Source organism: Rhodococcoides fascians A25f (assembly GCF_000760935.2).
Taxonomy (GTDB): Bacteria; Actinomycetota; Actinomycetes; order Mycobacteriales; family Mycobacteriaceae; genus Rhodococcoides.
The window spans coordinates 5,311,868-5,334,344 of the sequence record NZ_CP049744.1; the positions used below are offsets into that span (position 1 = coordinate 5,311,868).

Sequence of the window (22,477 nt, forward strand, 5' to 3'; positions counted from 1 at the left end):
ATCCAATTCCGACTCAGAGTACCCTTCGGAACGCGAAACGGGGCATTCAATTGTTTTACGCGACGATCAGAACTCCAGTTTGCTCGCCTCGGCTCGGGCCGATTCTGCCGCGCGGCGCTCGCGCTCGAAGAGCAGACCGAACGTGAAACCGTTCTCCCCTGCCGTCGTCCCGGCTCGCGCACCCAGCGTCCGCAGAATGCCCGCCGCGATCACCGCGTCCTGATGCTCGCCGAGCACTTCCTGAATCATCTTGAAACGCTTGATGTTTGCTTTCGATACCTTCTTGTCCACCACCGGCGCGACCAACTCGGCCGCATACCGAGCTCGCTTCGACGCCTTGCGAGCGCGGTGCAACGCCTCGTCGTCGGTACCGAGCACCGCACTCTTCGTACGATCGATCGCCTTCTTCCCGGCCTTGCGTGCAAGCTTGACCAGCAGGCGATCACTGACCTCCCCGTCGATCGGCAGCCCCCGCGACCATGCCGACAACTGCGTCAGCAGCGCGCGATAGCGGTCGCCGTCGAGTTCGGCCATCGCCGCTTCACGATGCCGAATCTGCTCTGCCAGCAGATCGTTCTCGATACGCGAGGCCACGGGGCCCAGCACCCATTCGGACGGCAGTTCACGCAGCGCCGCCGCGAACCGGGCGCGCTGCACCTGACGATCTCGCACCTCACCCAGAAGACTTGCGTACCACGATAGTTCGGCCTCCAGATGAGCTGCGGCCTCGTCCTCGAACGCACTCCCGAACACCCGAAGAGTGCTGCGATACCGTCTGATGGCCACCCGGGTGGAATGAATAGGATCCAACCCGCGACGCAGATACACATCACCCGCGACGATTGCCTGCACCTGCTCGTCGAGGTAATCCGTCAGCAGCCGAACTCCGGTGTCGGCCGGCACCTCACGCACCACGGACAGCGCCCGATCCAACTTCGACGGATGCGCCGACGGGCGAGCACCCGCACCGCGCAACAGCTTTCCGGCTTTCTTCAGAAACGACTCGGAGCCGGCGGGGCCGAGTTCGACCTCGACCTCCCGCCACCGCGGCCCCGTCGCGCCGCCGATCAAGACCACCGACACCTCGTCGTCGGCGATCTCCGCAACCACCGCCCCGTCGGCGTCGGACACCGAATGCACCGTCCGACGCGTCGTCAAGGTCGCGACCGCGGACAGCTGCCCGCCCATCACGGCGCCGCGAAGAACGTCGGCCAACTCGTCGGGCACCACGTCGTCGGCACCGCTGCCGAGAGGAAGTCGAATCTCCGTTCGCGCCTTCTCGGCCGGAACCTTCGCGTGCCAGCCGTTGTCCGAATCTCCGGTGCGCCGCCGCAGCGTGATTCCCCGTCGCAACAGATCGTGCCCGGCGGTGTCGAAGTACTCGCTGATCAGATCGGTCTCACTCGACGCCAGAACCCCATCGGTGGGCACCAGCGAAGCGAGAGTGGGCAACTCGAAATGTGCGTCGACGTCGAACTTGTCTTCGCGCTCGGTCTGAATCGACTCCATGCGACCATCCTGCCTCGAGTACCGGGTCCGACGGCGGCGGAAAGTGCAGACCCGTCAGCCTCGCGGCATGTCCAGCTTCGGGAACGGGAAATCGAACGTCCGAGTCGAGCGGGTGGTGGTCGTCGGACGCGTGGTGGTGGTCGTCGGCCGCGTGCTGGTGGTCGCCGGAGCCTGTGTGGTGGTGGGCGGTGAAGCCGTCGTCGTCGGAACCGCCGTCGACTGCTCCGACGTGGGCCTGACGGGAGCCGTCGACCCGTCGTTGTCGGGAGTCGCACCGGTTGAGGCCGTCGTTCGCCGCGTCGTGGTTGCTCGTGCCGCATCGGAGGTCGTGGGTGCGTCCGACGAAGATGTCGTGGGCACCGGGGAGGAGGCGTCCCCGGACGGGAATGTCGACGTCGTCGTGGTCGCGAGCGGCACCGATGACCGATCCGGATCTGCAGGAGAACCAGCCGATGCAGGCTCCACGGACTGGGAGCGGACGGTCTGCGACGAATCCTGCGAGCTGCCGACCGACGGAGCCGGATCGTCGGTACTGGTCCGCGCTGCTGCGGCGACGACGGTCCCGGCCGCACAGACCGCAACCAGTGCGGCGACTGCGCGTCCGAGATGCCGAGACTTGTTGGCTCTGGTCATCCGCTTGGAGGAGGTGTCGCTGTGGCGCGGGCGTTTGGAGACCACTGCACCCACCGGGACAACTGCGGCCACCTCGCGATCGGCGGACTCGCCACCGACGGCCGCGAATTGCTCGGTGATCGCGTCGTGCGCAATCGGCGCAGGCCGCACGCCTACCGTCCGAGCAATCCCTGCAGCACCGCGGGCCGCCAACAGTTCCGGTTCTTCGGGAACGAACACCGGCATCGAGACCGCGTCGAACAAGACCTGTCGAACGATCTGCATGTTGGCGCCGCCACCCACCGCGACGACGGCGTCGACGCGGATGCCTCGCGCACCGACGGCGTCGAGCACATCGACCGCCATCGAGACGGCTCGGTGGACCGAGTCGCCGATGAGCTCGTCGAGAGTGCCGCGCCACAAGGTCGCGCGACCGCCGACGAAAGGTCCGAGAACCGAGACGCTGCGCAGGAGCGACAGTTGGTGTTTACCGGCTCGAACGTCGTGGACGAGCCGTCGCCTGGCCTCGACCGTCAGGGCTTCCGCTGCCCCGAACATAGCAATGAGGTGATCGCACAGGACACGATCGCAGGCATCACCACCCAATTCATCGGTCCGAGACGCGGCGAGTACCCGGCCGCTGCGGACATCCACCACGGACACCGACGTGCCGGACGCACCGACGTCGAACAGCGCGACGCAGCTTTCCCCGGCCAGCACACCCGTTTCCCGGAGCGCACCCAACTGGGCACCGAGCTCCGAGACGAGCACAACGTCGTCGGAGAAATCCTGGTCGAAGGCCGTTCTGGGGTCGCTTTCGCGAAGTGCGAGCACCGGGTAGTAGTCAGCGGACGCATGCTCGGCTGCCAGATTGTGCACCGAGGTGATGACGGCATCCCAGGGATCGGGTGCAAGACCGTTGGGTGCAGGCCCTGACGCCACTGGTTCGTGTACTTCCAGGACGGAACCGGGAGGAGTGTTGCTGCTGATCACGCTGCGAACACCGCTCGATCCCAGTGATGCACCGAGTACAGACGCACCGACAACCGCGGACACAAGAAACCTCGTTCTGGTAGGCCCCAACCCACGTTAGGTCACCAGAGTACCGCTACAACCGGCCATTCGTCATGTTTCGACGGCCGAAAACAAACTCGGGGGTCAGTCCACGATCGACTGATTGAAGTTCAGGTACGCCTTGGACGGGGTGGGACCGCGCTGGCCCTGGTACTTCGACCCGACGGCGGCGCTTCCGTAGGGGTTCTCGGCGGGCGACGACAGCCGGAAGAGGCACAGCTGCCCGATCTTCATTCCCGGCCACAATGTGATCGGAAGATTGGCGACGTTGGACAACTCCAGTGTGATGTGGCCGCTGAAGCCCGGGTCGATGAACCCTGCCGTCGAATGAGTGAGCAGACCGAGCCGTCCGAGTGAGCTCTTTCCTTCGAGTCGACCGGCCAGATAATCCGGCAGCGTCGTCAGTTCCAGGGTGGAGCCGAGCACGAACTCGCCCGGGTGCAGAACGAAGGGTTCGCCGGCCTCGGGCTCGACCAGCGTCGTCAATTCGTCCTGCTGCATGGCCGGATCGATGTGCGTGTAGCGCGTGTTGTTGAACACACGAAACAGCTTGTCGAGCCGTACATCGACGCTCGACGGCTGAACCATCGACGGGTCGAACGGCTCGATGGCCAGGTTGCCAAGGGTCACTTCGGCACGGATGTCACGGTCGGAGAGCAGCACCTCTGCAGGCTACTGGTCCACTACTGCCTCCCGCGACACACCCGAGCCCCGGTCAGGGCGAGTAGCTAGGCAAAAGAAAATCCGGACAATCGAGCGGCACCAACTTTCACACTCGGGCAACTCCTATCAGGAAGAGTGAAATGAGAATTCCATTCGACGTTCCGTCGTACCAGGACGATCGATCTCGATGCCGCATTGTCGCCGCAACACCCGGAAACAATCCGGTGCTGTGGGAACAATTCCTCGACGGCGCAGAAGAAAGTTATATGAGACACGGTGTTGCTTCTGCGCTCGAAATGTCGACCATTCGAGACGGTGAAACCACCACCCTGTTCTTCGCAGCACTCGATCACGCCGAGGTGATGGTCGGCGGGGTGCGCGTGCAAGGCCCGTATTCCTCGGTGGATCAATCACACGCACTCGTCGAATTCGCCGGACACCCCACCGGCCGCCGCCGCGTTCGGGCCATGCTCGACGAGCGCATCGCGCACGGGGTGGTCGAACTCAAGTCGGCATGGGTCGCGCGGGACGCACACCGCGGCCGCGCCGTCACGGCAGTGATCGCGGAATCGCCCGCGTACAGCACCGCGCTGCTCGGCGCGCGGTACGCACTGGCCACCGCCGCCTCCCACGTCCGCAGCGCATGGCTCGACACCGGCGCAATCATCGCCACCCAGATCGAACCCATCCCCTATCCCGACGAGCGTTACCGAACAGAGGTGTTCTGGTGGGACAGGCGAACTCTCGCGTTCGACGCCGAACTGTCCACCTGGCGTCGGATGCGTCGCAACACAGTCACCTTGCTCGCCCACCGTCGACCGTCCATCGAACTCCCGGAAGCAGTGGCATCATGAGCGAGGTATGGCAGCCTGTGATATTCGACAAGACGGATGCCGCACAGCGCGCCGCCCTGACGGAACTCGAACAGGATACGAGCCTGACATTTCTCGACGAGCGCGAGACGCAGAGAAAAGGCTTGCGCACTCTCCTTCCCAGCCCTGAGCAGAGCGTTCTCGAAGAGAACGACCGGTGGGTGTACTTCCCGTGGAGAAAAACGGTGGTCGCGGTTCTCGGACCCACGGCATTTCGACACCTGAGACTCGACAGAAACAGGAACAAGATAACCCGTTCCGAACAGAATTCATTGGGAGATCTCACCATCGGAATTATCGGCCTCAGCGTCGGACACGCCATTGCCCACACGTTGGCACTCGAAGGAATATGCGGAACGCTGCGCCTTGCAGACTTCGACGCCATCGAGCTCTCCAATCTCAACAGAATTCCGGCATCCATCCTCGATCTCGGTACCAACAAAGCGGTCGTCGCGGCGAGACGCATTGCGGAGATCGATCCGTATCTGCGGATAGAAATAGTCGAGGACGGAATCACGGAGGACACCATCGACGGGTTCTTCGACGGACTGGACCTGCTCGTCGAGGAATGCGACTCACTCGACGTCAAGGTCCTCGCCCGCGAAGCTGCCAGATCGCGCCGTATCCCGGTGTTGATGGAGACATCCGACCGTGGATTGCTCGACGTCGAACGCTTCGACCTCGAACCCGAGCGCCCGGTGTTCCACGGCGTACTAGGAGAGATCGACTCGACGGGCCTGCGGGGTCTGGGCACCCGGGACAAGATTCCGATCGTGCTCGACCAGCTGGACGCCGCGCTCCTCTCGGCACGCATGGCCGCATCGATGGTGGAGGTGAGCGAGACGATCGAGACGTGGCCACAGCTGGGCGGAGACGTCCAGCTCGGTGGTGCCACCGTCGCGGCCGCTGTTCGACGCTTCGGCACCGGAGCCCACCTGCCGTCCGGACGAATCCGGATCGACCTCGACACTCATCTCGATGCGCTCGCCTCTCCGCATCCGACTCGGACGGAGGAACTGTCCCCGGACGAGGGTGCAGACGGTTCGCCGACGAGCTCCGTCGATCCCGACGAAGCCGTTCTCGACGCTGCCCGACGCGCACCGTCCGGCGGCAACAGTCAGCCGTGGACGCTGTCGACCGACGGACGCACGGTGACGATAGGCATCGACCGATCCCGCACCTCGACACTCGACATCGCTTTCCGCGGCAGCTGTGTAGCAGTGGGTGCCGCGGCCTTCAACGCTCGCGTGGCTGCCGCCGCTCAGGGCAGATTCGACGGTGAGCTCATCACCGACCACGGAGTCGAGATCTCGTTGAGTGACCGTGACCCCGAACCGATCACCGATCGACGCCTCCTCGACGGCGTTGTCGGACGATGCACCGATCGGGAGTTGGGCACCGCCGAGCCTCTCGACGCGAGCGTTGCAGCAGACGTCGTTACTGCGGCCGCGGCGGAAGGTGGGCGAGCCGTGCTGCTGACGGCACGCGAATCCATTTCGGCCGCTGCGGACATCCTCGCCGACGCCGACCGTATTCGGTATCTCACACCACGTCTGCACCGAGAGATGTTCTCCGAGTTGAGATGGCCGGGAGATCCCGATCCGGACCGAGGCATCGAGGTATCGAGCCTGGGGATCGACGACGCGGATCTGTCCAAGCTCGAGATCGTCAAGCGGCCGGACGTCATGGCGCTCGTCGATACCTGGGACGCCGGCGCGGCGTTGGGGTCCGACATGCGCGATCGGGTGCTGTCGAGCTCGGCGCTCGTGGTGATCGTCGTACCCGGATCGACCGCAGACCATTACATTCGGGGAGGATATGCAACGGAGAACGTTTGGGTAACTGCGCATTTGCACGGTCTGGCCGTACAGCCGGTTTCCCCCGCGTTCCTGTACGCACGCACCCCGGAAGAACATCAGCAGCTGTCGATGCATCGCGGAGAAGCGTTGCTGGAGTTGAACTCGAGGTTTCGCGCACTCCTCGACATCGCCGACATCGAATCGGTAGCGCTGGTGTTGCGGCTCAGTTGCGCCCCGAAAAGCGGGATATACAGTCGCAGAGTGCCTGTTTCGGCTCTCGGATCGGGGTAGAGTCCGACAAAGACCAGGGGGACCAGTCCTGCACTGTGTCTGGGAAGAGGCGGGAGCGGGGCACTGGAGCACACACAGACGCTCGAGGTTCTCGTCACCGGCGTCGCAACCGAACTCATGGGAGTCGATGCGGCGACGGTGCACGAGGCGTACGAATCCGTGCTGCGGCGACTCGTGGACCACCTCGGCATCGACTTCGGTTTCCTCAGGCACAACGATTTCGAGGCCAGAGCCACTGTGCTCAGCGCGGAATGGCCCCGACGACTGAGTAGGCCCGATCCGGATCCGTTGGCCGTCGTGAAATTCGAAGACGCCGATTCGGTGTTCGCACTGGCCGAAACACTGACCGAACCGGCAGTGTTTCGGCCGGGCCGGCAACAGGATGGCTATCGTCGACGCGTCGAGCAGGGATCGGGATTCTCCGCGACGTCGATGGCCGTGGTGCCGCTGCTGCACGCGGAACGAACCATCGGCATCCTCGGCCTGATCAAGATCGGCGACCGCTCCTGGTCCGAGATAGAACTCAACGCTCTCAAAGCAATTGCGGCGCTGCTCTCCCAACTACAAGCACGAGTGATCGCCGAGGAACAACTGCGATTCTCGGCCCTGCACGACCACTTGACCTCACTGCCGAACCGCACGGCCCTCGCGCAGCACCTCCGCGAACGACTCGACCCGTCCATGCCCGGTCCCGTCGCGGTGATGCACATCGACCTCGATCGACTCAAAGCACTGAACGACTTTCTCGGACATCTCGCCGGAGACCACTTCCTCGAAACCATCGCCAACCGACTGCAGAGCTTCGTCGGCGATTCGGCCGGCATCGTCGCGCGTCTGGGCGGCGACGAATTTGTCGTCGTACTCGCCGGACCGTGCTCGGCCCGCGTCGCGAAACACCACGCCGAACTCATCGCCGACGCCATGAACGCACCCGTCACCCTCGGTGTCGAACGGATAAGCCGCAGCGCGAGTATCGGAATCGCCTTCGGCCAACCCGGCCGGCACACCGCGGAATCGTTGCTGCGACAGGCAGATCGAGCAGCATTGGTTGCCAAACGTGCAGGCGGTCATGACATCGCTCTGTTCACCGACGAAATGCATGCCGATTCCGAACTACGCAACGACGTCGAGATCCACCTGCGCGACGCCATCGCAGGCGACTCGTTGATCCTGCATTTTCAGCCCGAGGTGGACCTCGTCTCGGGACGGATCACCGCAGTCGAAGCATTGGTTCGATGGCAGCACCCCACCCGTGGACTGCTACCCCCGTCCGCGTTCATCCCCGTCGCCGAAGAGACGAACCTCGCCGGCGAACTCGGTCGCTGGGTTCTCGAACACGCCTGCCGCACCCTGGCCAACTGGCAACGGGACATCCCCGAGCTCGACATCTCGATGCGGGTGAACATATCGCCGGTCCAACTCGTCACCAACGGTTTCGTCGGCGCCGTCGCCAGAGCACTGAAAGAGTTCTCGATAGCAGGCCCCAACCTCTGCCTGGAGATCACCGAAGTAGCAGTGGTACAGGATCTTTCACGCACTCGCGTAACGCTCCGCGAACTTCGCGAACTCGGCGTGCAAGTAGCGATCGACGATTTCGGTACCGGATACAGCTCACTGTCGCACTTGAAGGAACTGCCCGTCGACGCACTCAAGATCGATCGCGCCTTCGTCACCGAGCTCGGCAACGGGACCACCGGCGACCTCGCCATCGTCCAGTCCATCATCGGACTCGCCGACGCGTTCGGGCTCAGCATCATCGCCGAAGGCGTCGAAACGCAGAGCGCCAGAAACACCCTCATCGAACTGGGCTGCACTCGCGCGCAGGGATACCTGTTCTCCAAACCGGTAGCCGCCGGAGACGCCCTGATCCTGCTGCACGGTGTGCGAATCGACGTCTGAGCGCCCTGCTAACCTGAACAACGCAACACCACGCCGGTGTAGTTCATTGGTAGAACGCGACCTTCCCAAGGTTGAGAGGCGGGTTCGATTCCCGTCACCGGCTCCACGGACCGACCCTTCGGCTTCGCCTCCGACTCGCGAGCATCCCTGAACACACCGACCATCCTGAGTCACTACATTCACTCCTGAAACAAACCGACCAACGGGTCGATCGGTCGGTACCCTCGCAAAAGACCGATAGCGTATGCGAATTCATTCATTGTATTCGCAAGAATTCCTGCATTTCAAAAGAGTCTTCTTCCGCCTTCTTCGGCGTGCTAGAAATCGAATGTCGACGTTCTTTCACACGACATCTGACCTGACAGGAATCCCCTCATGCGTTCACTATCGACCCTTGCTGCGGTCACCCTGACGACATTGGCCGTTGCCGTCTCGTCGGCCACTGCGGCCCCCGCGCTCGCTGCGCCCCCGAGAACCCAAGGCGGAGCAGGAACCCTCCTGTGGGAAGATCAATTCAACGGCTACGGCGGACCGGACCCCTCCAAGTGGGGGTTCCAGACCGGCCGGTGGGGTGCCAGTTCCGGTGAGCAGCAGTACTATACGAACTCCTGGAACAATGCGAACCAGTTCAACGGAACCCTGAACATCACCGCGCGTCGCGAAACCCCGCCGGACCGCAAGGGGGCACCGAACAACTTCACCAGCGCTCGCGTGGTCAGCATGGGGAAGCAGTCGGCAACCCCACCGGTACGCATCGAGGCATCGATCAAGATGCCGAGCGCACAGGGTTTGTTGCCTGCATTCTGGACACTGGGACTTCAGCCCGGCGGTGAGTATTCGTGGCCCAGTCAAGGCGAGATAGATGCGGTCGAAATTCCTGGATTGAACGGGCCTTCGTTCAATTTGCACGGTCCCTCGAAATGGAATTCGAGCCAGGACGTAAAAGCAGGCGGAGGAATGGGTCCCGTCGGAAACGGGTTTCACACCTACCGAATCGACTGGCTACCGACCAGTATCACCTGGTTCGTGGACGGAGTTGCGAGATATTCACTGACCAAGGCGCAGTACGAGGCGAAAGGCGGCAACTGGAAGGCATTCTCGGGTGCCTGGCCGCATTACATCCTCCTCAACGTGGCAGTGGGCAACAACTGGGTCGGCAAGACACCCACGAGCACGCCGTACCCGCAGACCATGAGCGTCGACTGGCTCCGCGTGAGCCGTCTCTGACCTGCAGGTAAGCCCGATCGATCGAGGGGTCCAGCCACATCGGCCGGGCCCCTCGTCGTGCGTCGGTCATTTCTCCTCTTTTTGCTCGGTTCTTTGTAGCAGAACAATTCTTAGGACTTTTACCGGTCAAACGCGTTGGTCGTAGGGACATCTCACAAATTCAGGAATACCGTCTGTACATGCGCGGACCACGCCATCGTCTGATCACCCTCGTCATCGCCGCTGCTGCTGTCGCCATCGCTGCACCGACCGCACAAGCGACTCCGCTGATGCCCATTGCGGCTGCGCCCGAGCAACCCGATCACGCCGAGGCCATCCGCTACGCGGCAACCAACCGTGACGCCGCCCCACCCGGGTCCAACGACATGAGCTGCACACCCACCGCAGAGCACCCCGACCCCGTCGTCCTGGTGCACGGCACCGACTCCACTGCGTACTCCGATTGGGCCGCCTTCTCCCCGATACTCCGAGCAGCCGGATTCTGCGTGTTCGCCATCAACTACGGTGCATCTCCTGACGGCACGAGCAATGGCTACGGTGCCATCGAAGACAGTGCGGCACAACTGAAATCGATGGCCCAGTCCATCTTGGACGCGACCGGGGCTGCAGCGGTCGATGTGGTCGGTTACTCACAGGGCGCGGCGGTGGCACGGTACTTCGTCAACCGGCTCGGCGGTAACGCCATGGTGCGTCGCTGGGTGGGAATTGCATCCCCGACCTACGGCGGCACCATGTACGGAGCCACCCCCGTCGTGCAGGCTGTGCCCGGTGCAACCAGTCTGGTGGCAGGCGAATTCGGACCCGGGCTGGCGCAGCTGATGGCCGGATCCGACTTTCTCGATCGCCTCAATGCAGGCGGCGACACCGTGCCCGGCGTCGAGTACACGTCCATCGCAACCAGAGTCGACGAAGTGATTCAGCCGTATACCAATGCGCTACTTCGGGATCCCGGAGCCCAGAACATCGTGGTGCAGGACGTGTGCCCCGACACCGAGGTAGCGCACTTCACGTTCACCTACGATCCCACTGCACTGCGCTTGGCGCTCAATGCACTGGATCCGGCGAACGCACGCCCACCGACGTGCGTCCCGGTACCCCTGGGATCCGGAATCCTCGACGTCGCCCTGGCCAGCAATTGACGTCTCAGGTGAGCAGTTGATGCGCTCTGAGTCCGACGTACAGTTCTGCGGCCTGAACGGGATCACGAAAATCGCGGCCGGTCAGCTCGGCAATTCGACGTAGCCGATACAACACCGTATTGCGGTGATAGTGCAGCGATTCGGCGGCGCCCTTGGTGGATCCACCGCACGAGAACCACGCGTCGAGTGTGGCCAGCAGGCTCTGCCGCTCGGCGCGTGGCAACGCCAGCAGATCGCCGAGGATCTGACGCGAGGCGATGCGACCCGACTTCGGATCGCGGACCAACAACAGCGGCACCGGTACCGAGTCGTATCGAATCGGCGTCGACTCGACAGTGCAACAGGATCTCGCCAACCGCGCCTGAACCACGGCGTCGCCGATACCCGACGGGGACCGAAAGACCGAACTCACCCCTACCCGCCCCGCACACAATTCACTCAGCGTCACCAACGCAGAGTCGATCTCCGATTCGGTTGCCGCGCACATCAACCCGACGCTTCCGTCCACCTCCGCATCCCACACGGACTCGGCGCCCGTCGCACGCAGTCGCGCGATCAACCCGTCGACCCCCACGGCCGTGGTCAGCGGCTCCTGCGAGACCACCACGAAGTAACCGTGGTCGGGAATGCGAAATGCTCGCAGCGCGTCGGCAGCCGCGGACGGATTCGCCGTGTGATCGGCGAAGAGCACCCGAATGAGTCGGCCACGGGCCTCGGCACTCTCGCGGGCACGCATGTCTGCGCTCTGCCGATAGGCCTCCGCGGCCTCGTCGGAATACACGTCGACCAGAGCCCACACCTGTGCGGCCATGTCGAGAAGTGCGTGACTCGCCCGGCCGTCCGAGCGCTGCATCAACTCGTCCCAGACCAACCTGCCGCCGAGCCGGAACGCGTGCAGCAAGGCTGCCAGCGGCACCCCCTGCTCGGCCTTGAGTCGGCCTGCGGCCTGTGCCGACTCCAGCTGCATGGGCGCGCGACCGGACAGCTTGCCCAGCATCGACACCAGATTGCTCCGCGCCGCCTCGTGCAGCTGCTCGGGGGTGAGCAGCGTCGATTCGAGGTATGCGTGCTCTGCCCCCAGAATCCGACGCACCAGTTCGCTCGCCAGATCGTCGACGCCGTCGAGCATCGTCGCGGCCAGATCGGTCGGTGACGGATGCAGATCCAATTCGGTCGCGGTCATGACAGAACTCTAACCGCACCCATGTAAGCCACGCCACACCCGAACTGTGCGACGGCACAAACGGTGGGACTCGATTGAGAGCGGTGGCCCATAGCGTTCGCGCCACGAATGCGACGACAATCACACTCGAAGCCGTGTACCCGAACAACGATCTGGAGCCGAGAAGTTGACCAGCGAAGCCACCCCGTACCTGCATCCCGTCCCGACCACTGGCTCCGACTCCCAGCCAGCCGTCGATGCCGCTCTCTCCGATCTGTCTCAGGGTGAGAAGACCTGGGGACAGCTCACCCTGGCCGACCGGCGGGCACTGCTCGAACGCATGCACGCGCTGACCTCCACTCACGCCCAGGAATGGGTGACAGCGGCCTCGTCGATCAAGGGCCTCGACAGCTCGTCCAGCCTCGTCGGTGAGGAATGGCTGTCCGGCCCCTACTCCTTCCTCGGTGCGCTCGGCGCCCTCTCTCACACGCTCACCGCGCTGGAAGCGGGCACCAGTCCGCTGGCCGATGTGAAGTTCGGGACGGCGCCCGGCGGGCGGACGACGGTGTCGGTGCTGCCGCTCAACATCTTCGACCGCCTGCTACTCAACGGGTTCACCGGCGAGGTATGGCTGAAGCCCGGAATCGATCGTGCGACCGCACAGCGCACCGCTGGGCTCGCCCAACTCGACCCGGCCCACACCGCTGGCATCGGAGTGGTACTCGGCGCAGGCAACATCACCTCGATCGCCCCGCTCGACGCCCTGTACGAACTGCTCGCGTTCAACCGGGTGGTCGCACTCAAGCTGAACCCCATCATGGATCCGCTGCTACCGGTGTTCGAGAAGGTGCTTGCACCCCTCGTCGACATCGGGGCACTGCGCCTGCTCACCGGCGGTGCCGATGTGGGCACTTACCTGGTTCGGCACGATCTCGTCGACCACGTTCACATGACCGGTAGCTCCCTCACACACGATGCGATCGTGTTCGGCACGGGCAACGACGGAGCCGCCCGCAAGGCCGCGAACGACCCGATTCTCACCAAGGACATCTCCAGCGAGCTCGGCGGCGTCTCGCCCACCATCGTGCTGCCGGGTGAGTGGAGCCGCGCCGACATCTTGTTCCAGGCCGAACACGTTGCCACCCAACGCCTGCACAACAGTGGGTACAACTGTGTCGCATCACAGGTCGTCGTGCTGTCCTCCGAATGGAAGCAGCGCGACGAATTCATCGCTGCTCTGCGCGCGGCACTCGATCGCGCACCGGCACGCACTCCCTACTACCCGGGCAGCGACAAGAGGGTGTCCGACGCCACCGCCACCTACCCGGCCGCGGAACGACTCGGCGACGGTGGGGGCCGCGTGCTCATCACCGATCTGAACCCCGGTGAATACGCACCCCTGCTGCAAACCGAGTACTTCGCTCCGGTCATGGGTGTCATCGAATTGCCCTACAGCGGTGCAGCATTCGCAGCCAAGGCCGTCCAGGCCGCGAACGAGGAATTCACCGGCACCCTCGGTATCAACATCATCGGCTCCCCTGCCACCATCAAGGGACTCGGCGAGAAGTTCGACACCATGCTCGCCGAACTGCGGTACGGCACCATCGCCGTGAACGCATGGACAGCGCTCGGCTTCCTCACCGCATCGGCCACCTGGGGCGCCTACCCAGGTCACACCGTCGACGACGTGCAGAGCGGAATCGGCATCGTGCACAACGCATTGCTGATCGACGGGGCCGAAAGAACAGTGGTCCGTGGCCCCTTCCGTCCCCTGTCGCGTTCACTGATCAACGGCGAACTCTCCATCTCCCCGAAGCCGCCGTGGTTCGTCACCAACAAGACCGCAGCATCGACCGGCAAATTGCTCACTGCATTCGCCGGTGCACCGTCCTGGGCCAAACTGCCCGCGATATTCGCCTCCGCCCTCCGCGGCTGACACCCCTGCGCCCGCCACGACTTCAAGGACAAAGATGAGCTCACAGCACAAGACTGCCGACTACATCGTGGTGGGCGCAGGTTCCGCAGGCGCAGTGGTGGCCAATCGCCTCAGCGCCGACCCTCGCAACGAGGTGATACTGCTCGAAGCAGGCCCCGAGGACAAGAACAAGTTCGCCCACATCCCGGCTGCGTTCTCCAAACTCTTTCGTAGCGAGGTCGATTGGGATTACCTGACCGAACCGCAGCCGGAGCTCCGAGATCGCAGCATCTACTGGCCGCGCGGCAAGATGCTCGGTGGCTCGTCGTCGATGAACGCCATGATGTGGGTGCGCGGATTCGCCGCCGACTACGACGAGTGGGCGGCAGTCTCCGACGACTCCTGGTCGTTCCGTAACCTCGTCGGATACTTCCGCAAGATCGAGAACATCGAGGGCACAACAGCACTCGACGCAGGCACCGACGGCCCACTCATCGTCTCGCACCAGCGCAGCCCTCGCGACCTGACGTCGTCGTTCCTCGACGGCGTCGAAGAAGCGGGCTATCCGCTGGAAACCGCCAACCTGCCCGAGCCCAAGGGCTTCACCCGCACGATGGTCAACCAGAAGCGCGGAGCACGGTGGAGCACCGCGGATGGATACCTGCGACCGGCGAAGAAGCGCAAGAACCTCACCATCCTCACCGAGGCACACGCCACTCGCGTGCTGTTCGAGGGCACTGCGGCCGTGGGCGTCGAATACATCTCCGGCGGCGAGACACACACCGTGCGCGCACACAAGGAAGTGATCCTCTCCGGTGGAGCGATCAACACCCCACAGCTGCTCATGCTCTCGGGCATCGGCGACCAGGAACAACTGAAATCGCACGGCATCGCCGTTCAGCATCACTCACCGGGCGTCGGACAGAATCTCCTCGACCACCTGGCCGCCCTCATCGGCTGGAAAACCGAACGAGACTCCCTCTTCCATGCCGAGAAGATCCCCGAGCTGGTCAACTACCTCACGCGCCGACGCGGCATGCTCACCTCCAACGTCGCCGAGGCGTACGGATTCATCAAGAGCCGAGAAGACCTTGCCCTGCCCGACGTCGAACTCATCTTCGGACCGGCACCGTTCTTCGACGAGGGACTCGTCGGCCAGGACTCACACGCCGCCGTCATCGGCGCGGTACTCGTCAAACCCGAGAGCCACGGCGAGATCACCCTGCGCTCTGCCGACCCCTTGGCGAAGCCCATCGTGGAGCCGCGCTATCTCAGTGACCCCGGCGGACTCGACCGCCGCGCCATGATCGAAGGGCTACGGGCCTGCGTCGCGATTTCGGAAACCCCCTCGCTGAAGGGCGAGCTCGGCGACATCCTCCGCCCCAGGGTGGCGTCGAACATCTCCCCGGCGGACCTGCTCACCGAAGCCCTCGAGCAGAATGCGCACACTCTGTACCACCCCGTGGGCACCGCCCGGATGGGTAACGACGCCGACAGTGTCGTCGATTCCGAGCTCCGGGTAAGGGGAGTCGACCGCCTTCGCGTGGCCGATGCGTCGATCATGCCGAGCATCATTCGCGGACACACCCATGCGCCGTCGGTGGTGATCGGAGAACGGGCAGCGGATTTGATACTTCGCTGAGTCTGCACCGAACATCAGGAATCTTTCCGGTTTGACGGTCCGGTTTGTCGGGTAACAGGTTGTCACGCTCCCAGCAGGGATCGAGATGTAACCCATCCGCTCGGCAAGCAGCGCCGAATGACCCACAACGCTCGAGAGACGAGCACGGAAGGTTGACCGACATGTTCACTGTTCGTAAAGCTTTGGCCGCCACCGCAATCGGTGCAATGACGATCGTCCCGCTTGCCGCATGCTCCAGCGACGACGCTTCCAGCACAGTCGATGCAGCCACGTCCTCGGCCGCATCGGCCATGGAAACCACCGAGAGCACCCCCGAGCCCGCTGCCGAGGTCGCCGACCTCAGCAACGGCGTCGACACCGCAGTTGCACTCGATCCCGGCTTCCTGGGCGCACTGACCACCCTGGGCCTGACGCCCGGCGTAGTCGGAACCGCCACTCTCGCAGACGGTTCCATCCGCTTCCCGATCACCGGCGGAGACGTCAAGTACTGGGAGCCCGGCACCGTGGATCCCTACGTCCAGGGCGAGATCATGCACGACGGCAGCGGCCTGTCGCTGACCGCCGGCGAAACCGTCGTCGAGCTCACCAACTTCGACATCGACCCGGGCACTTCACTTCTCACCGGTGACGTCACCGTCAACGGCGAAGAGGCTGCTGCGGACGCCGTGCTGTTCGATCTCGACGGCCGCACCCTGCAGCCGCTCGCAACCGGACCCGACAACACCGCCATCCTGCAGGGCACCCAGGTGAAGATCTCGGAGACCGCTGCCGGACTGCTCAACAGCACCTTCAACACCGATGCTGTGACCCCGGGCCTGCTCGTGGGCGTTGCGACCATCACGGTCAAGACCGCCGCATAACCATTGCCTGACCCCGTGCGCGAGAGCACACCGTGACAGACGGTGGCTCTCGCGCACGGGTCTTTTTGCATAGCAAGGTCAGGAGCCTCGGATGAGAGCGTTCACGAAGATCTACGGTGGGCACCCACTGCACGCAGTCGGTCTGCTGCTTTCGTTCGCCCTCGTCGGTTACGTCATCGCGATTGCCGGACCGGAAACATTGTGGAACAACGACGTGTGGTGGAAGTCCATCATCGTGTGGTTCTTCGGTTCGGTCCTGCTGCACGACGCCGTGCTGTATCCGCTCTACTCGCTCGCCGACCGACTTCTCACCGGATCGACACACCGCCCCTGGATGTTGTCTCCGGTCAACTACGTTCGCGTTCCCGCTCTCGGAGCCGGACTGACGTTTCTCATGTTCTTTCCCGGGATACTCACCCAGGGTGCGGAGTCGTATCGGGCCGCAACCGGTTTGACGCAAGAGCCCTTCCTCGGTCGTTGGCTCGCGCTCACCGCCGCGTTGTTCACCGTGAGCGCAGCCGCTTACTTCATTCGATTGATCCTCGTACGGAGCCGAGCATGAGCGTCACCGCCGATACACTCTTCCACCGCGCAGCAGCCGGATTGCCCTGTTGGATAGGCGATTCCGACGGCTCACGAGAACGTCTACCCACTGCCCGCTGGATGGGCGGGGATGCCTCGTCCGTGGAGGATCGCCGTGCGGACCACGCGATGATCAGTCGATGTACCGGCCCCACCCTCGACCTCGGCTGCGGGCCCGGGCGCCTCACCGAAGCACTTGCTCGACGGGGAGTGTCGGCACTCGGCGTCGACACCTCGAAGGCAGCCGTCGACCTGACCATCGGCCGCGGCGGAAACGCCGTCCTGAAGGACATCTTCGAGCCACTGCCCGACACCGGCGAATGGTCCTGCGTGCTGCTTGCTGACGGAAACATCGGCATCGGCGGCGATCCGGTTCGGCTGCTGCGCCGCGCTGCCGACCTGCTGGCACCGCACGGAGCCGTCATCGCCGAGGTGGATGCGCCGAGCAACTACGGAGTGCGGCACCGCACCGTGCGCTGGGAAACCGACACCATGGTCGGAGATTGGTTCGCGTGGTCGAGTGTCAGCGCCGACGCCACCGCGGATCTCGCTCGGGCAGCAGGCCTTCGAATGATCGACGTCGCACCGATCGACGGGCGCTGGTTCGCCCAGATGACGCCTGCACCGCTCACCAATTCGTGAACAGCAGATGATTGACCGCCAATGCGCCGATCACCTGCAGTGCCAACCAGAATCGGTGCGTGCGCATCGGCAACACCGCGGGCGCAATGAGCATCCACATCGCGAACGGCAACCAGATTCGCTCGGTCTCGGCCTTGCTCAACTGACTCAGATCTGCCATGACCACCGCCGCCAGGCCGCCGATCACCAGCAGGTTGATCGGCTGCACTCGCGTGAGAATTCGCGGGAATGCCGCTGGCACAGCAACACCCAGCGCACAGAACAGCGCCGCGAAGTTGGCCCAACCCCAGTACTCGAACGGGCGATCCTTGGCGATGCCCTGGTAGTAACGTTCTTGCACCAACTCGTAACCGTCGTACCACCAGAATCCGTACGCCGTGAATATTCCCGCGACGATCAGCGCTCCGATGACCGCGCCCACGAACGGGAGAATCTTTCGACCGGCAATCAGTACCGCCACCGCGGGCAAGCCCATCAGCACCAGCCCGTAGTTCAGATAGATACCGAAACCGAGCAGCACTCCCGCACCGATCGACGCGGGCCACAGGTACCGCTTCGTGGAGATCGCCAGCAGCGCGATACCCCACGCGGCGACCCCGGCATAGAACGCATCCGCCGACACGGCGATCCAGATCGCGGCCGGCGCGATGGCCACGAACGGCGCCGCGCGCCTGGCCATCTTCTCGTCGCCCAACACCCGCAGCGTGAGGACGACAGCCACTGCGGCACTCGTCCCGACCGACACGCAGAGCGTCGCCGCCCACGCACCGCCGCCGAGGCCGAGGCGGTCCAGCCAGACGAACGTCAACAACGCGCCCGGCGGATGTCCCGAGACATGCGTGGTCCACGAATCCGCCTGGTAATCCAGGATTCTCTCGGAGAACCCGCGCAGAGTTGCGGGAAGGTCGGTGATCCCCGGCACCTCGTGCAAGTACTCGTCCGTCGACGCCAGCCGGTCGACGAAGCCGCGCCTCCACCCATCGACCATCGCCAACGACATCGTCCATGCTGCGGACGCGCCCCAGACGACGAACAGCAAGCGCGTCCAGGACAACCGGCGGGCCACCGTAGGCCCCCACAGCACGGTGGCCACGGCGATGAGTACGGCGAACGGAGTTCCCCACCCGAAGTGAATCTCACGGAATCCGAACAGCGGTGCCGCGTCTGCGAAATCGCGCACCTGCTGAGGGGTTCTGTTGATGATGGGCGTGACGAGTTCGTTTCCCAGATACGGCACGATGAACGCGACCACGACGAGCGCGACGGCGAGCGCACCGGCGACGGCTTCTCTCCAGTAACGGATAGTGTTTTCTCCCTGCGGACCTCGAGACGAACACGACTTCCGATCAGCATATCGACCGACGGTGATGGAGGATGAACAGATGAACAAGGACGCGCAGGGACGGGCCGAGATCGCCGTCATCGGCGGCAGCGGCTTCTATTCGTTCTTCGCCGACGACGCCGAGGAGATCGTGCTCGATACGCCCTACGGAGTCCCGAGCGCTCCGATCACATTGGGCGAGGTGGAGGGTAGAGATGTTGCCTTCCTCCCTCGGCACGGGCGGAATCACGAGTACTCCCCGCACACGTTGCCGTACCGCGCGAACATGTGGGCGCTGCGGATGCTCGGGGTGAGTCGAGTGTTCGCGCCGTGCGCCGTCGGATCACTGGTGCCCGAGTACGGCCCCGGCACCGTCGTGATTCCCGATCAGCTCGTCGATCGCACCTCCGGGCGAACGCAGACCTACTTCGATCAGGGCGGCATCCACGTCGAGTTCGCCGATCCCTATTGCGGGGAGTTGCGCAGGGCGGCCCTCCAGGACACCGCGATCGACGGCGGCGTCATGGTGGTCGTCGAGGGTCCGCGATTCTCCACTCGCGCGGAAAGCCAGTGGTTCGCCCGCCAGGGTTGGACACTGGTGAACATGACCGGTCACCCCGAAGCCGTTCTCGCTCGCGAGCTCGAACTCTGTTATGCACCGATCGCATTGGTGACCGACCTCGATGCCGGCATCGAATCCGGTCAGGGCGTCAAAGCCGTGGACGTGTTCGCGGAATTCCAGAAGAACATCGAACCACTCAAGACCCTCGTGCGATCGGCCGTTCGTGACGCTCCGACCGGTGATTGCCCTACGTGCCGCGTGCACACCGGGATCACCCTGCCGATCGAGCTGCCATGACACGGGTACTCCTCACCGGCGCAGCCGGATTCATCGGTGGCCACATCCTCGACGCCGCGCGAACCGCCGACCTAGACGTGGTCGGCGTCGACGCGATGCTCGAATCGGCGCACGGCCCCGGCGCGCATGCCGATGGGATCATCGACCTCGATGTGCGAGACAAGGACGCACTCGTCGAGACACTGCGCGGAGTGGACGTCGTGTGTCATCAGGCCGCAGTCGTCGGAGCGGGCGTCGACGCCGCAGATGCCCCGGCGTACGCAAGCCACAACGACTACGGGACGGCAGTCCTGCTCGCAGCCATGTACGAGGCGGGCTGCACCCGACTGGTTCTCGCCTCGTCGATGGTCGTGTACGGCGAGGGGCGGTACCTCAATTCGTCGGGCGAGACCGTCGTTCCTCGGCCCCGCTCCCGCGCCGACCTCGACGCAGGCATGTTCGACAACCGCGATCCCAGGTCCGGTGAGCCACTCGATTGGCTTCTGGTCGAGGAGGATTCGAGACTCGAGCCCAGGAGTACCTACGCCGCCAGCAAGCTTGCTCAGGAGAATTACGCCTCCGCCTGGGCGATTGCTACCGGCGGATCGGTGGTAGCACTGCGCTACCACAACGTGTACGGCCCGCACATGCCACGCAATACCCCGTATTCCGGTGTGGCAGCGATGTTTCGATCGTCCCTCGAACGCGGCCAGGCTCCGACGGTCTACGAGGACGGCAAGCAGGCCCGTGACTTCGTCCACGTTCACGACGTAGCGGCGGCCAACATCGCGTCGATCTCGGCCGCACTGGACGGCTTCACCGCGCTCAACGTGTGCTCGGGACAACCGATCACCATCGGTGAAGTCGCAGGCATCCTCGCGGACGCACGCGGCGGACCGGCACCCGAGATCACCGGACAGTACCGAGCGGGCGATGTGCGGCACATCGTCGCCAGTTCGGAACTCGCCGAACGGACTCTGGGATTCCGCGCGAAGGTCATGCCTCGCGAAGGCCTCACCGCATTCGCCGACGCACCGTTGCGCGACGCCGAGGGTACGGGTCCCCCTCGTGTCTGACCCGGGCTCGGTCACCGTCGTCGTTCCCTGCATGAACGAGGCCGAATCGCTTCCTGCAGTTCTCGATTCGATGCCGTCGGGGTATCGGACCATCGTGGTGGACAACAACTCCACCGACGACACCGCCGCCGTCGCCGCGGCGCACGGAGCCACCGTGGTGTCGGAATCGGTACCTGGTTACGGGGCTGCCGTGCACGCGGGCGTCCTCGCCGCCGACACCGAGATCGTGTGCGTCCTCGACGGAGACGGCTCGATGGATCCGGGTGACCTGCCGACGCTCGTGGCCGCATTGGATCACGCCGACCTCGCCGTCGGCCGTCGACGACCGGCCAAGGGAAGCTCACCCCTGCACGCGAGGATCGGCAATGCCGTTCTGTCCCTTCGACTCCGGACCAAGTACAAGCTTCCGGTGCACGATCTCGGCGCCATCCGCGCGGTCCGCCGCCAGGCACTGCTCGACCTCGGCGTCACCGACCGCCGCTCGGGCTACCCGCTCCAGCTGCTCGTGTTGGCAGCCGAAGCCGGGTGGACCGTTGCCGAACACGACGTGGACTACCGTCCGAGAACGGCAGGTACATCCAAGGTTTCGGGCTCGGTGAAGGGAACGATCGTCGCCGTGCGAGATTTCTGGAAGGTTCTTTCGTGATCGTCACCGCTCTCGTCGTTGCCAAAGCTCCCGTTCCCGGCCTGGCCAAGACACGCCTCGCTGCCACGATCGGGGATGCCGCTGCGGCCGAGCTTGCCGCGGCCTCGCTGCTGGACACCCTCGATGCCGTCTCCGCGTCCGACGTCGATCACCGCGTCGTGGCTCTCACCGGCACCCTTGCCGACGCGGCCCGCTCCGACGAACTGACTCGGGCTCTGGCGTCGTTCACGGTGATCACGCAACGCGGCGACGGACTGGGGGAACGGCTGGCGAACGCACACGCAGACGCGGCCACCGACGGAGCCGTCTTGCAGATCGGTATGGACACACCCCAGGTAACCGCGCAGATACTGTCCGACGCGGCCGCGCGGCTGGACCATGGCGACGTGCTCGGATCGGCCGAGGACGGCGGCTGGTGGGCGCTGGGCCTGCGTGACCCGGCCATGGCACGGGCCCTGCTCGACGTGCCCATGTCGGTGCCGTCGACGGGCACCGACACACACGCCGCGCTGACGGCCGCGGGGGCGTCGCTGACCATGCTCGAAAAATTGCGGGATGTCGATTTCGAGTCGGATCTGGACCCGGTATCCCACAAGTGCGCACCGGAGAGTCGGTTCCGCATTGCCGTCGACCGAATTCGATCGAAACAGGATTTCGAGTCCGTTACGTGAGGTTTGTTTTGCCCGAATTGGTTCCGTAAAGCCCGAA

The 22,477-nt window shown here is 64.2% G+C and carries 19 protein-coding genes and 1 tRNA gene; 15 read left to right on the forward strand and 5 right to left on the reverse strand.

Annotated elements, in window-relative coordinates; genetic code table 11:
* Nucleotides 1–66: 66 nt before the first annotated feature.
* The 3 genes from BH93_RS24955 to dcd form a co-directional block, all read right to left on the reverse strand.
* A complete protein-coding gene (locus tag BH93_RS24955) occupies nt 67–1,509 on the reverse strand; it encodes a CYTH and CHAD domain-containing protein (protein WP_037173208.1) in 1,443 nt (480 codons plus the stop codon).
* Between the two features lie 54 nt (nt 1,510–1,563).
* A complete protein-coding gene (locus BH93_RS24960) occupies nt 1,564–3,114 on the reverse strand; it encodes an Hsp70 family protein (RefSeq protein ID WP_165712862.1) in 1,551 nt (516 codons plus the stop codon).
* A gap of 165 nt (nt 3,115–3,279) precedes the next feature.
* Complete coding sequence (gene dcd, locus BH93_RS24965) at nt 3,280–3,858, reverse strand: dCTP deaminase (protein WP_037173212.1); 579 nt, start codon at nt 3,856–3,858, stop codon at nt 3,280–3,282.
* Nucleotides 3,859–3,998: 140 nt separating this feature from the next.
* Between dcd and BH93_RS24970 the strand changes: the two genes are divergently transcribed.
* From BH93_RS24970 to BH93_RS24995, 6 genes are all read left to right on the forward strand, one after another.
* Entirely contained in the window at nt 3,999–4,712 is a 714-nt protein-coding gene (locus BH93_RS24970; RefSeq protein ID WP_052065031.1) for a hypothetical protein, read from the forward strand.
* Entirely contained in the window at nt 4,709–6,820 is a 2,112-nt protein-coding gene (locus BH93_RS24975) for an Rv1355c family protein (RefSeq protein ID WP_037173213.1), read from the forward strand. The genes BH93_RS24970 and BH93_RS24975 overlap by 4 nt, the downstream gene beginning before the upstream one ends.
* A gap of 117 nt (nt 6,821–6,937) precedes the next feature.
* Nucleotides 6,938–8,719 (forward strand): putative bifunctional diguanylate cyclase/phosphodiesterase, encoded by a 1,782-nt coding sequence (locus BH93_RS24980; RefSeq protein ID WP_052065032.1) that lies wholly within the window; start codon nt 6,938–6,940, stop codon nt 8,717–8,719.
* Nucleotides 8,720–8,751: 32 nt separating this feature from the next.
* Nucleotides 8,752–8,825 (forward strand) — tRNA-Gly (locus BH93_RS24985).
* Nucleotides 8,826–9,094: 269 nt separating this feature from the next.
* Nucleotides 9,095–9,946 (forward strand): glycoside hydrolase family 16 protein, encoded by an 852-nt coding sequence (locus BH93_RS24990; protein WP_037173216.1) that lies wholly within the window; start codon nt 9,095–9,097, stop codon nt 9,944–9,946.
* Between the two features lie 179 nt (nt 9,947–10,125).
* Complete coding sequence (locus tag BH93_RS24995; protein ID WP_037173218.1) at nt 10,126–11,085, forward strand: esterase/lipase family protein; 960 nt, start codon at nt 10,126–10,128, stop codon at nt 11,083–11,085.
* Nucleotides 11,086–11,089: 4 nt separating this feature from the next.
* Here BH93_RS24995 and BH93_RS25000 read toward each other — a convergent pair whose 3' ends face one another.
* Entirely contained in the window at nt 11,090–12,268 is a 1,179-nt protein-coding gene (locus tag BH93_RS25000; RefSeq protein ID WP_037173220.1) for a PucR family transcriptional regulator, read from the reverse strand.
* Nucleotides 12,269–12,458: 190 nt separating this feature from the next.
* On the opposite strand from BH93_RS25000, the gene BH93_RS25005 reads away from it, so the two are divergent.
* The 5 genes from BH93_RS25005 (at nt 12,459) to BH93_RS25025 (ending at nt 17,888) form a co-directional block, all read left to right on the forward strand.
* On the forward strand, nt 12,459–14,183 hold the full coding sequence (locus BH93_RS25005; protein WP_032378380.1) for an aldehyde dehydrogenase family protein: 1,725 nt from the start codon (nt 12,459–12,461) through the stop codon (nt 14,181–14,183).
* Nucleotides 14,184–14,217: 34 nt separating this feature from the next.
* A complete protein-coding gene (locus BH93_RS25010; protein WP_037173222.1) occupies nt 14,218–15,804 on the forward strand; it encodes a GMC family oxidoreductase in 1,587 nt (528 codons plus the stop codon).
* Between the two features lie 161 nt (nt 15,805–15,965).
* The gene (locus tag BH93_RS25015) at nt 15,966–16,664 is read left to right on the forward strand and encodes a hypothetical protein (RefSeq protein ID WP_032405820.1); all 699 of its coding nucleotides are present in this window, start codon (nt 15,966–15,968) and stop codon (nt 16,662–16,664) included.
* A 91-nt stretch (nt 16,665–16,755) separates the two neighbouring features.
* The gene (locus tag BH93_RS25020) at nt 16,756–17,226 is read left to right on the forward strand and encodes a hypothetical protein (RefSeq protein ID WP_032405292.1); all 471 of its coding nucleotides are present in this window, start codon (nt 16,756–16,758) and stop codon (nt 17,224–17,226) included.
* Nucleotides 17,223–17,888 (forward strand): methyltransferase domain-containing protein, encoded by a 666-nt coding sequence (locus BH93_RS25025; protein WP_080734215.1) that lies wholly within the window; start codon nt 17,223–17,225, stop codon nt 17,886–17,888. Before BH93_RS25020 ends, BH93_RS25025 begins: the two co-directional genes overlap by 4 nt.
* Here BH93_RS25025 and BH93_RS25030 read toward each other — a convergent pair.
* A complete protein-coding gene (locus BH93_RS25030) occupies nt 17,875–19,191 on the reverse strand; it encodes a hypothetical protein (protein WP_037173550.1) in 1,317 nt (438 codons plus the stop codon). The two genes, BH93_RS25025 and BH93_RS25030, sit on opposite strands and share 14 nt — an antisense overlap.
* Before the next feature lie 79 nt (nt 19,192–19,270).
* Here BH93_RS25030 and BH93_RS25035 point away from each other — a divergent pair, with 79 nt between their 5' ends.
* Genes BH93_RS25035 through BH93_RS25050 form a run of 4 tightly spaced genes read left to right on the forward strand, consistent with a single transcriptional unit; the run spans nt 19,271 to nt 22,440 of the window.
* The gene (locus BH93_RS25035; RefSeq protein ID WP_032405817.1) at nt 19,271–20,068 is read left to right on the forward strand and encodes an S-methyl-5'-thioadenosine phosphorylase; all 798 of its coding nucleotides are present in this window, start codon (nt 19,271–19,273) and stop codon (nt 20,066–20,068) included.
* Nucleotides 20,065–21,123, forward strand: coding sequence for an NAD-dependent epimerase/dehydratase family protein (locus BH93_RS25040; protein ID WP_037173223.1), 1,059 nt, complete (start codon nt 20,065–20,067; stop codon nt 21,121–21,123). Before BH93_RS25035 ends, BH93_RS25040 begins: the two co-directional genes overlap by 4 nt.
* A gap of 31 nt (nt 21,124–21,154) precedes the next feature.
* Nucleotides 21,155–21,769, forward strand: a complete 615-nt coding sequence (locus tag BH93_RS25045; protein ID WP_052065060.1) for a glycosyltransferase family 2 protein — start codon at nt 21,155–21,157, stop codon at nt 21,767–21,769.
* Nucleotides 21,766–22,440, forward strand: a complete 675-nt coding sequence (locus BH93_RS25050; protein ID WP_037173224.1) for a TIGR04282 family arsenosugar biosynthesis glycosyltransferase — start codon at nt 21,766–21,768, stop codon at nt 22,438–22,440. Before BH93_RS25045 ends, BH93_RS25050 begins: the two co-directional genes overlap by 4 nt.
* Nucleotides 22,441–22,477: the final 37 nt, after the last annotated feature.

What these genes read in the sequence shown, in the direction of transcription:
- BH93_RS24955 (WP_037173208.1), bottom strand. Translation starts at nt 1,509, where the DNA reads ATGGAGTCGATTCAGACCGAGCGCGAAGACAAGTTCGACGTCGACGCA.
- BH93_RS24970 (WP_052065031.1), top strand. Translation starts at nt 3,999, where the DNA reads ATGAGAATTCCATTCGACGTTCCGTCGTACCAGGACGATCGATCTCGA.
- BH93_RS24975 (WP_037173213.1), top strand. Translation starts at nt 4,709, where the DNA reads ATGAGCGAGGTATGGCAGCCTGTGATATTCGACAAGACGGATGCCGCA.
- BH93_RS24980 (WP_052065032.1), top strand. Translation starts at nt 6,938, where the DNA reads ATGGGAGTCGATGCGGCGACGGTGCACGAGGCGTACGAATCCGTGCTG.
- BH93_RS24990 (WP_037173216.1), top strand. Translation starts at nt 9,095, where the DNA reads ATGCGTTCACTATCGACCCTTGCTGCGGTCACCCTGACGACATTGGCC.
- BH93_RS24995 (WP_037173218.1), top strand. Translation starts at nt 10,126, where the DNA reads ATGCGCGGACCACGCCATCGTCTGATCACCCTCGTCATCGCCGCTGCT.
- BH93_RS25000 (WP_037173220.1), bottom strand. Translation starts at nt 12,268, where the DNA reads ATGACCGCGACCGAATTGGATCTGCATCCGTCACCGACCGATCTGGCC.
- BH93_RS25010 (WP_037173222.1), top strand. Translation starts at nt 14,218, where the DNA reads ATGAGCTCACAGCACAAGACTGCCGACTACATCGTGGTGGGCGCAGGT.
- BH93_RS25015 (WP_032405820.1), top strand. Translation starts at nt 15,966, where the DNA reads ATGTTCACTGTTCGTAAAGCTTTGGCCGCCACCGCAATCGGTGCAATG.
- BH93_RS25020 (WP_032405292.1), top strand. Translation starts at nt 16,756, where the DNA reads ATGAGAGCGTTCACGAAGATCTACGGTGGGCACCCACTGCACGCAGTC.
- BH93_RS25025 (WP_080734215.1), top strand. Translation starts at nt 17,223, where the DNA reads ATGAGCGTCACCGCCGATACACTCTTCCACCGCGCAGCAGCCGGATTG.
- BH93_RS25035 (WP_032405817.1), top strand. Translation starts at nt 19,271, where the DNA reads ATGAACAAGGACGCGCAGGGACGGGCCGAGATCGCCGTCATCGGCGGC.
- BH93_RS25040 (WP_037173223.1), top strand. Translation starts at nt 20,065, where the DNA reads ATGACACGGGTACTCCTCACCGGCGCAGCCGGATTCATCGGTGGCCAC.
- BH93_RS25045 (WP_052065060.1), top strand. Translation starts at nt 21,155, where the DNA reads ATGAACGAGGCCGAATCGCTTCCTGCAGTTCTCGATTCGATGCCGTCG.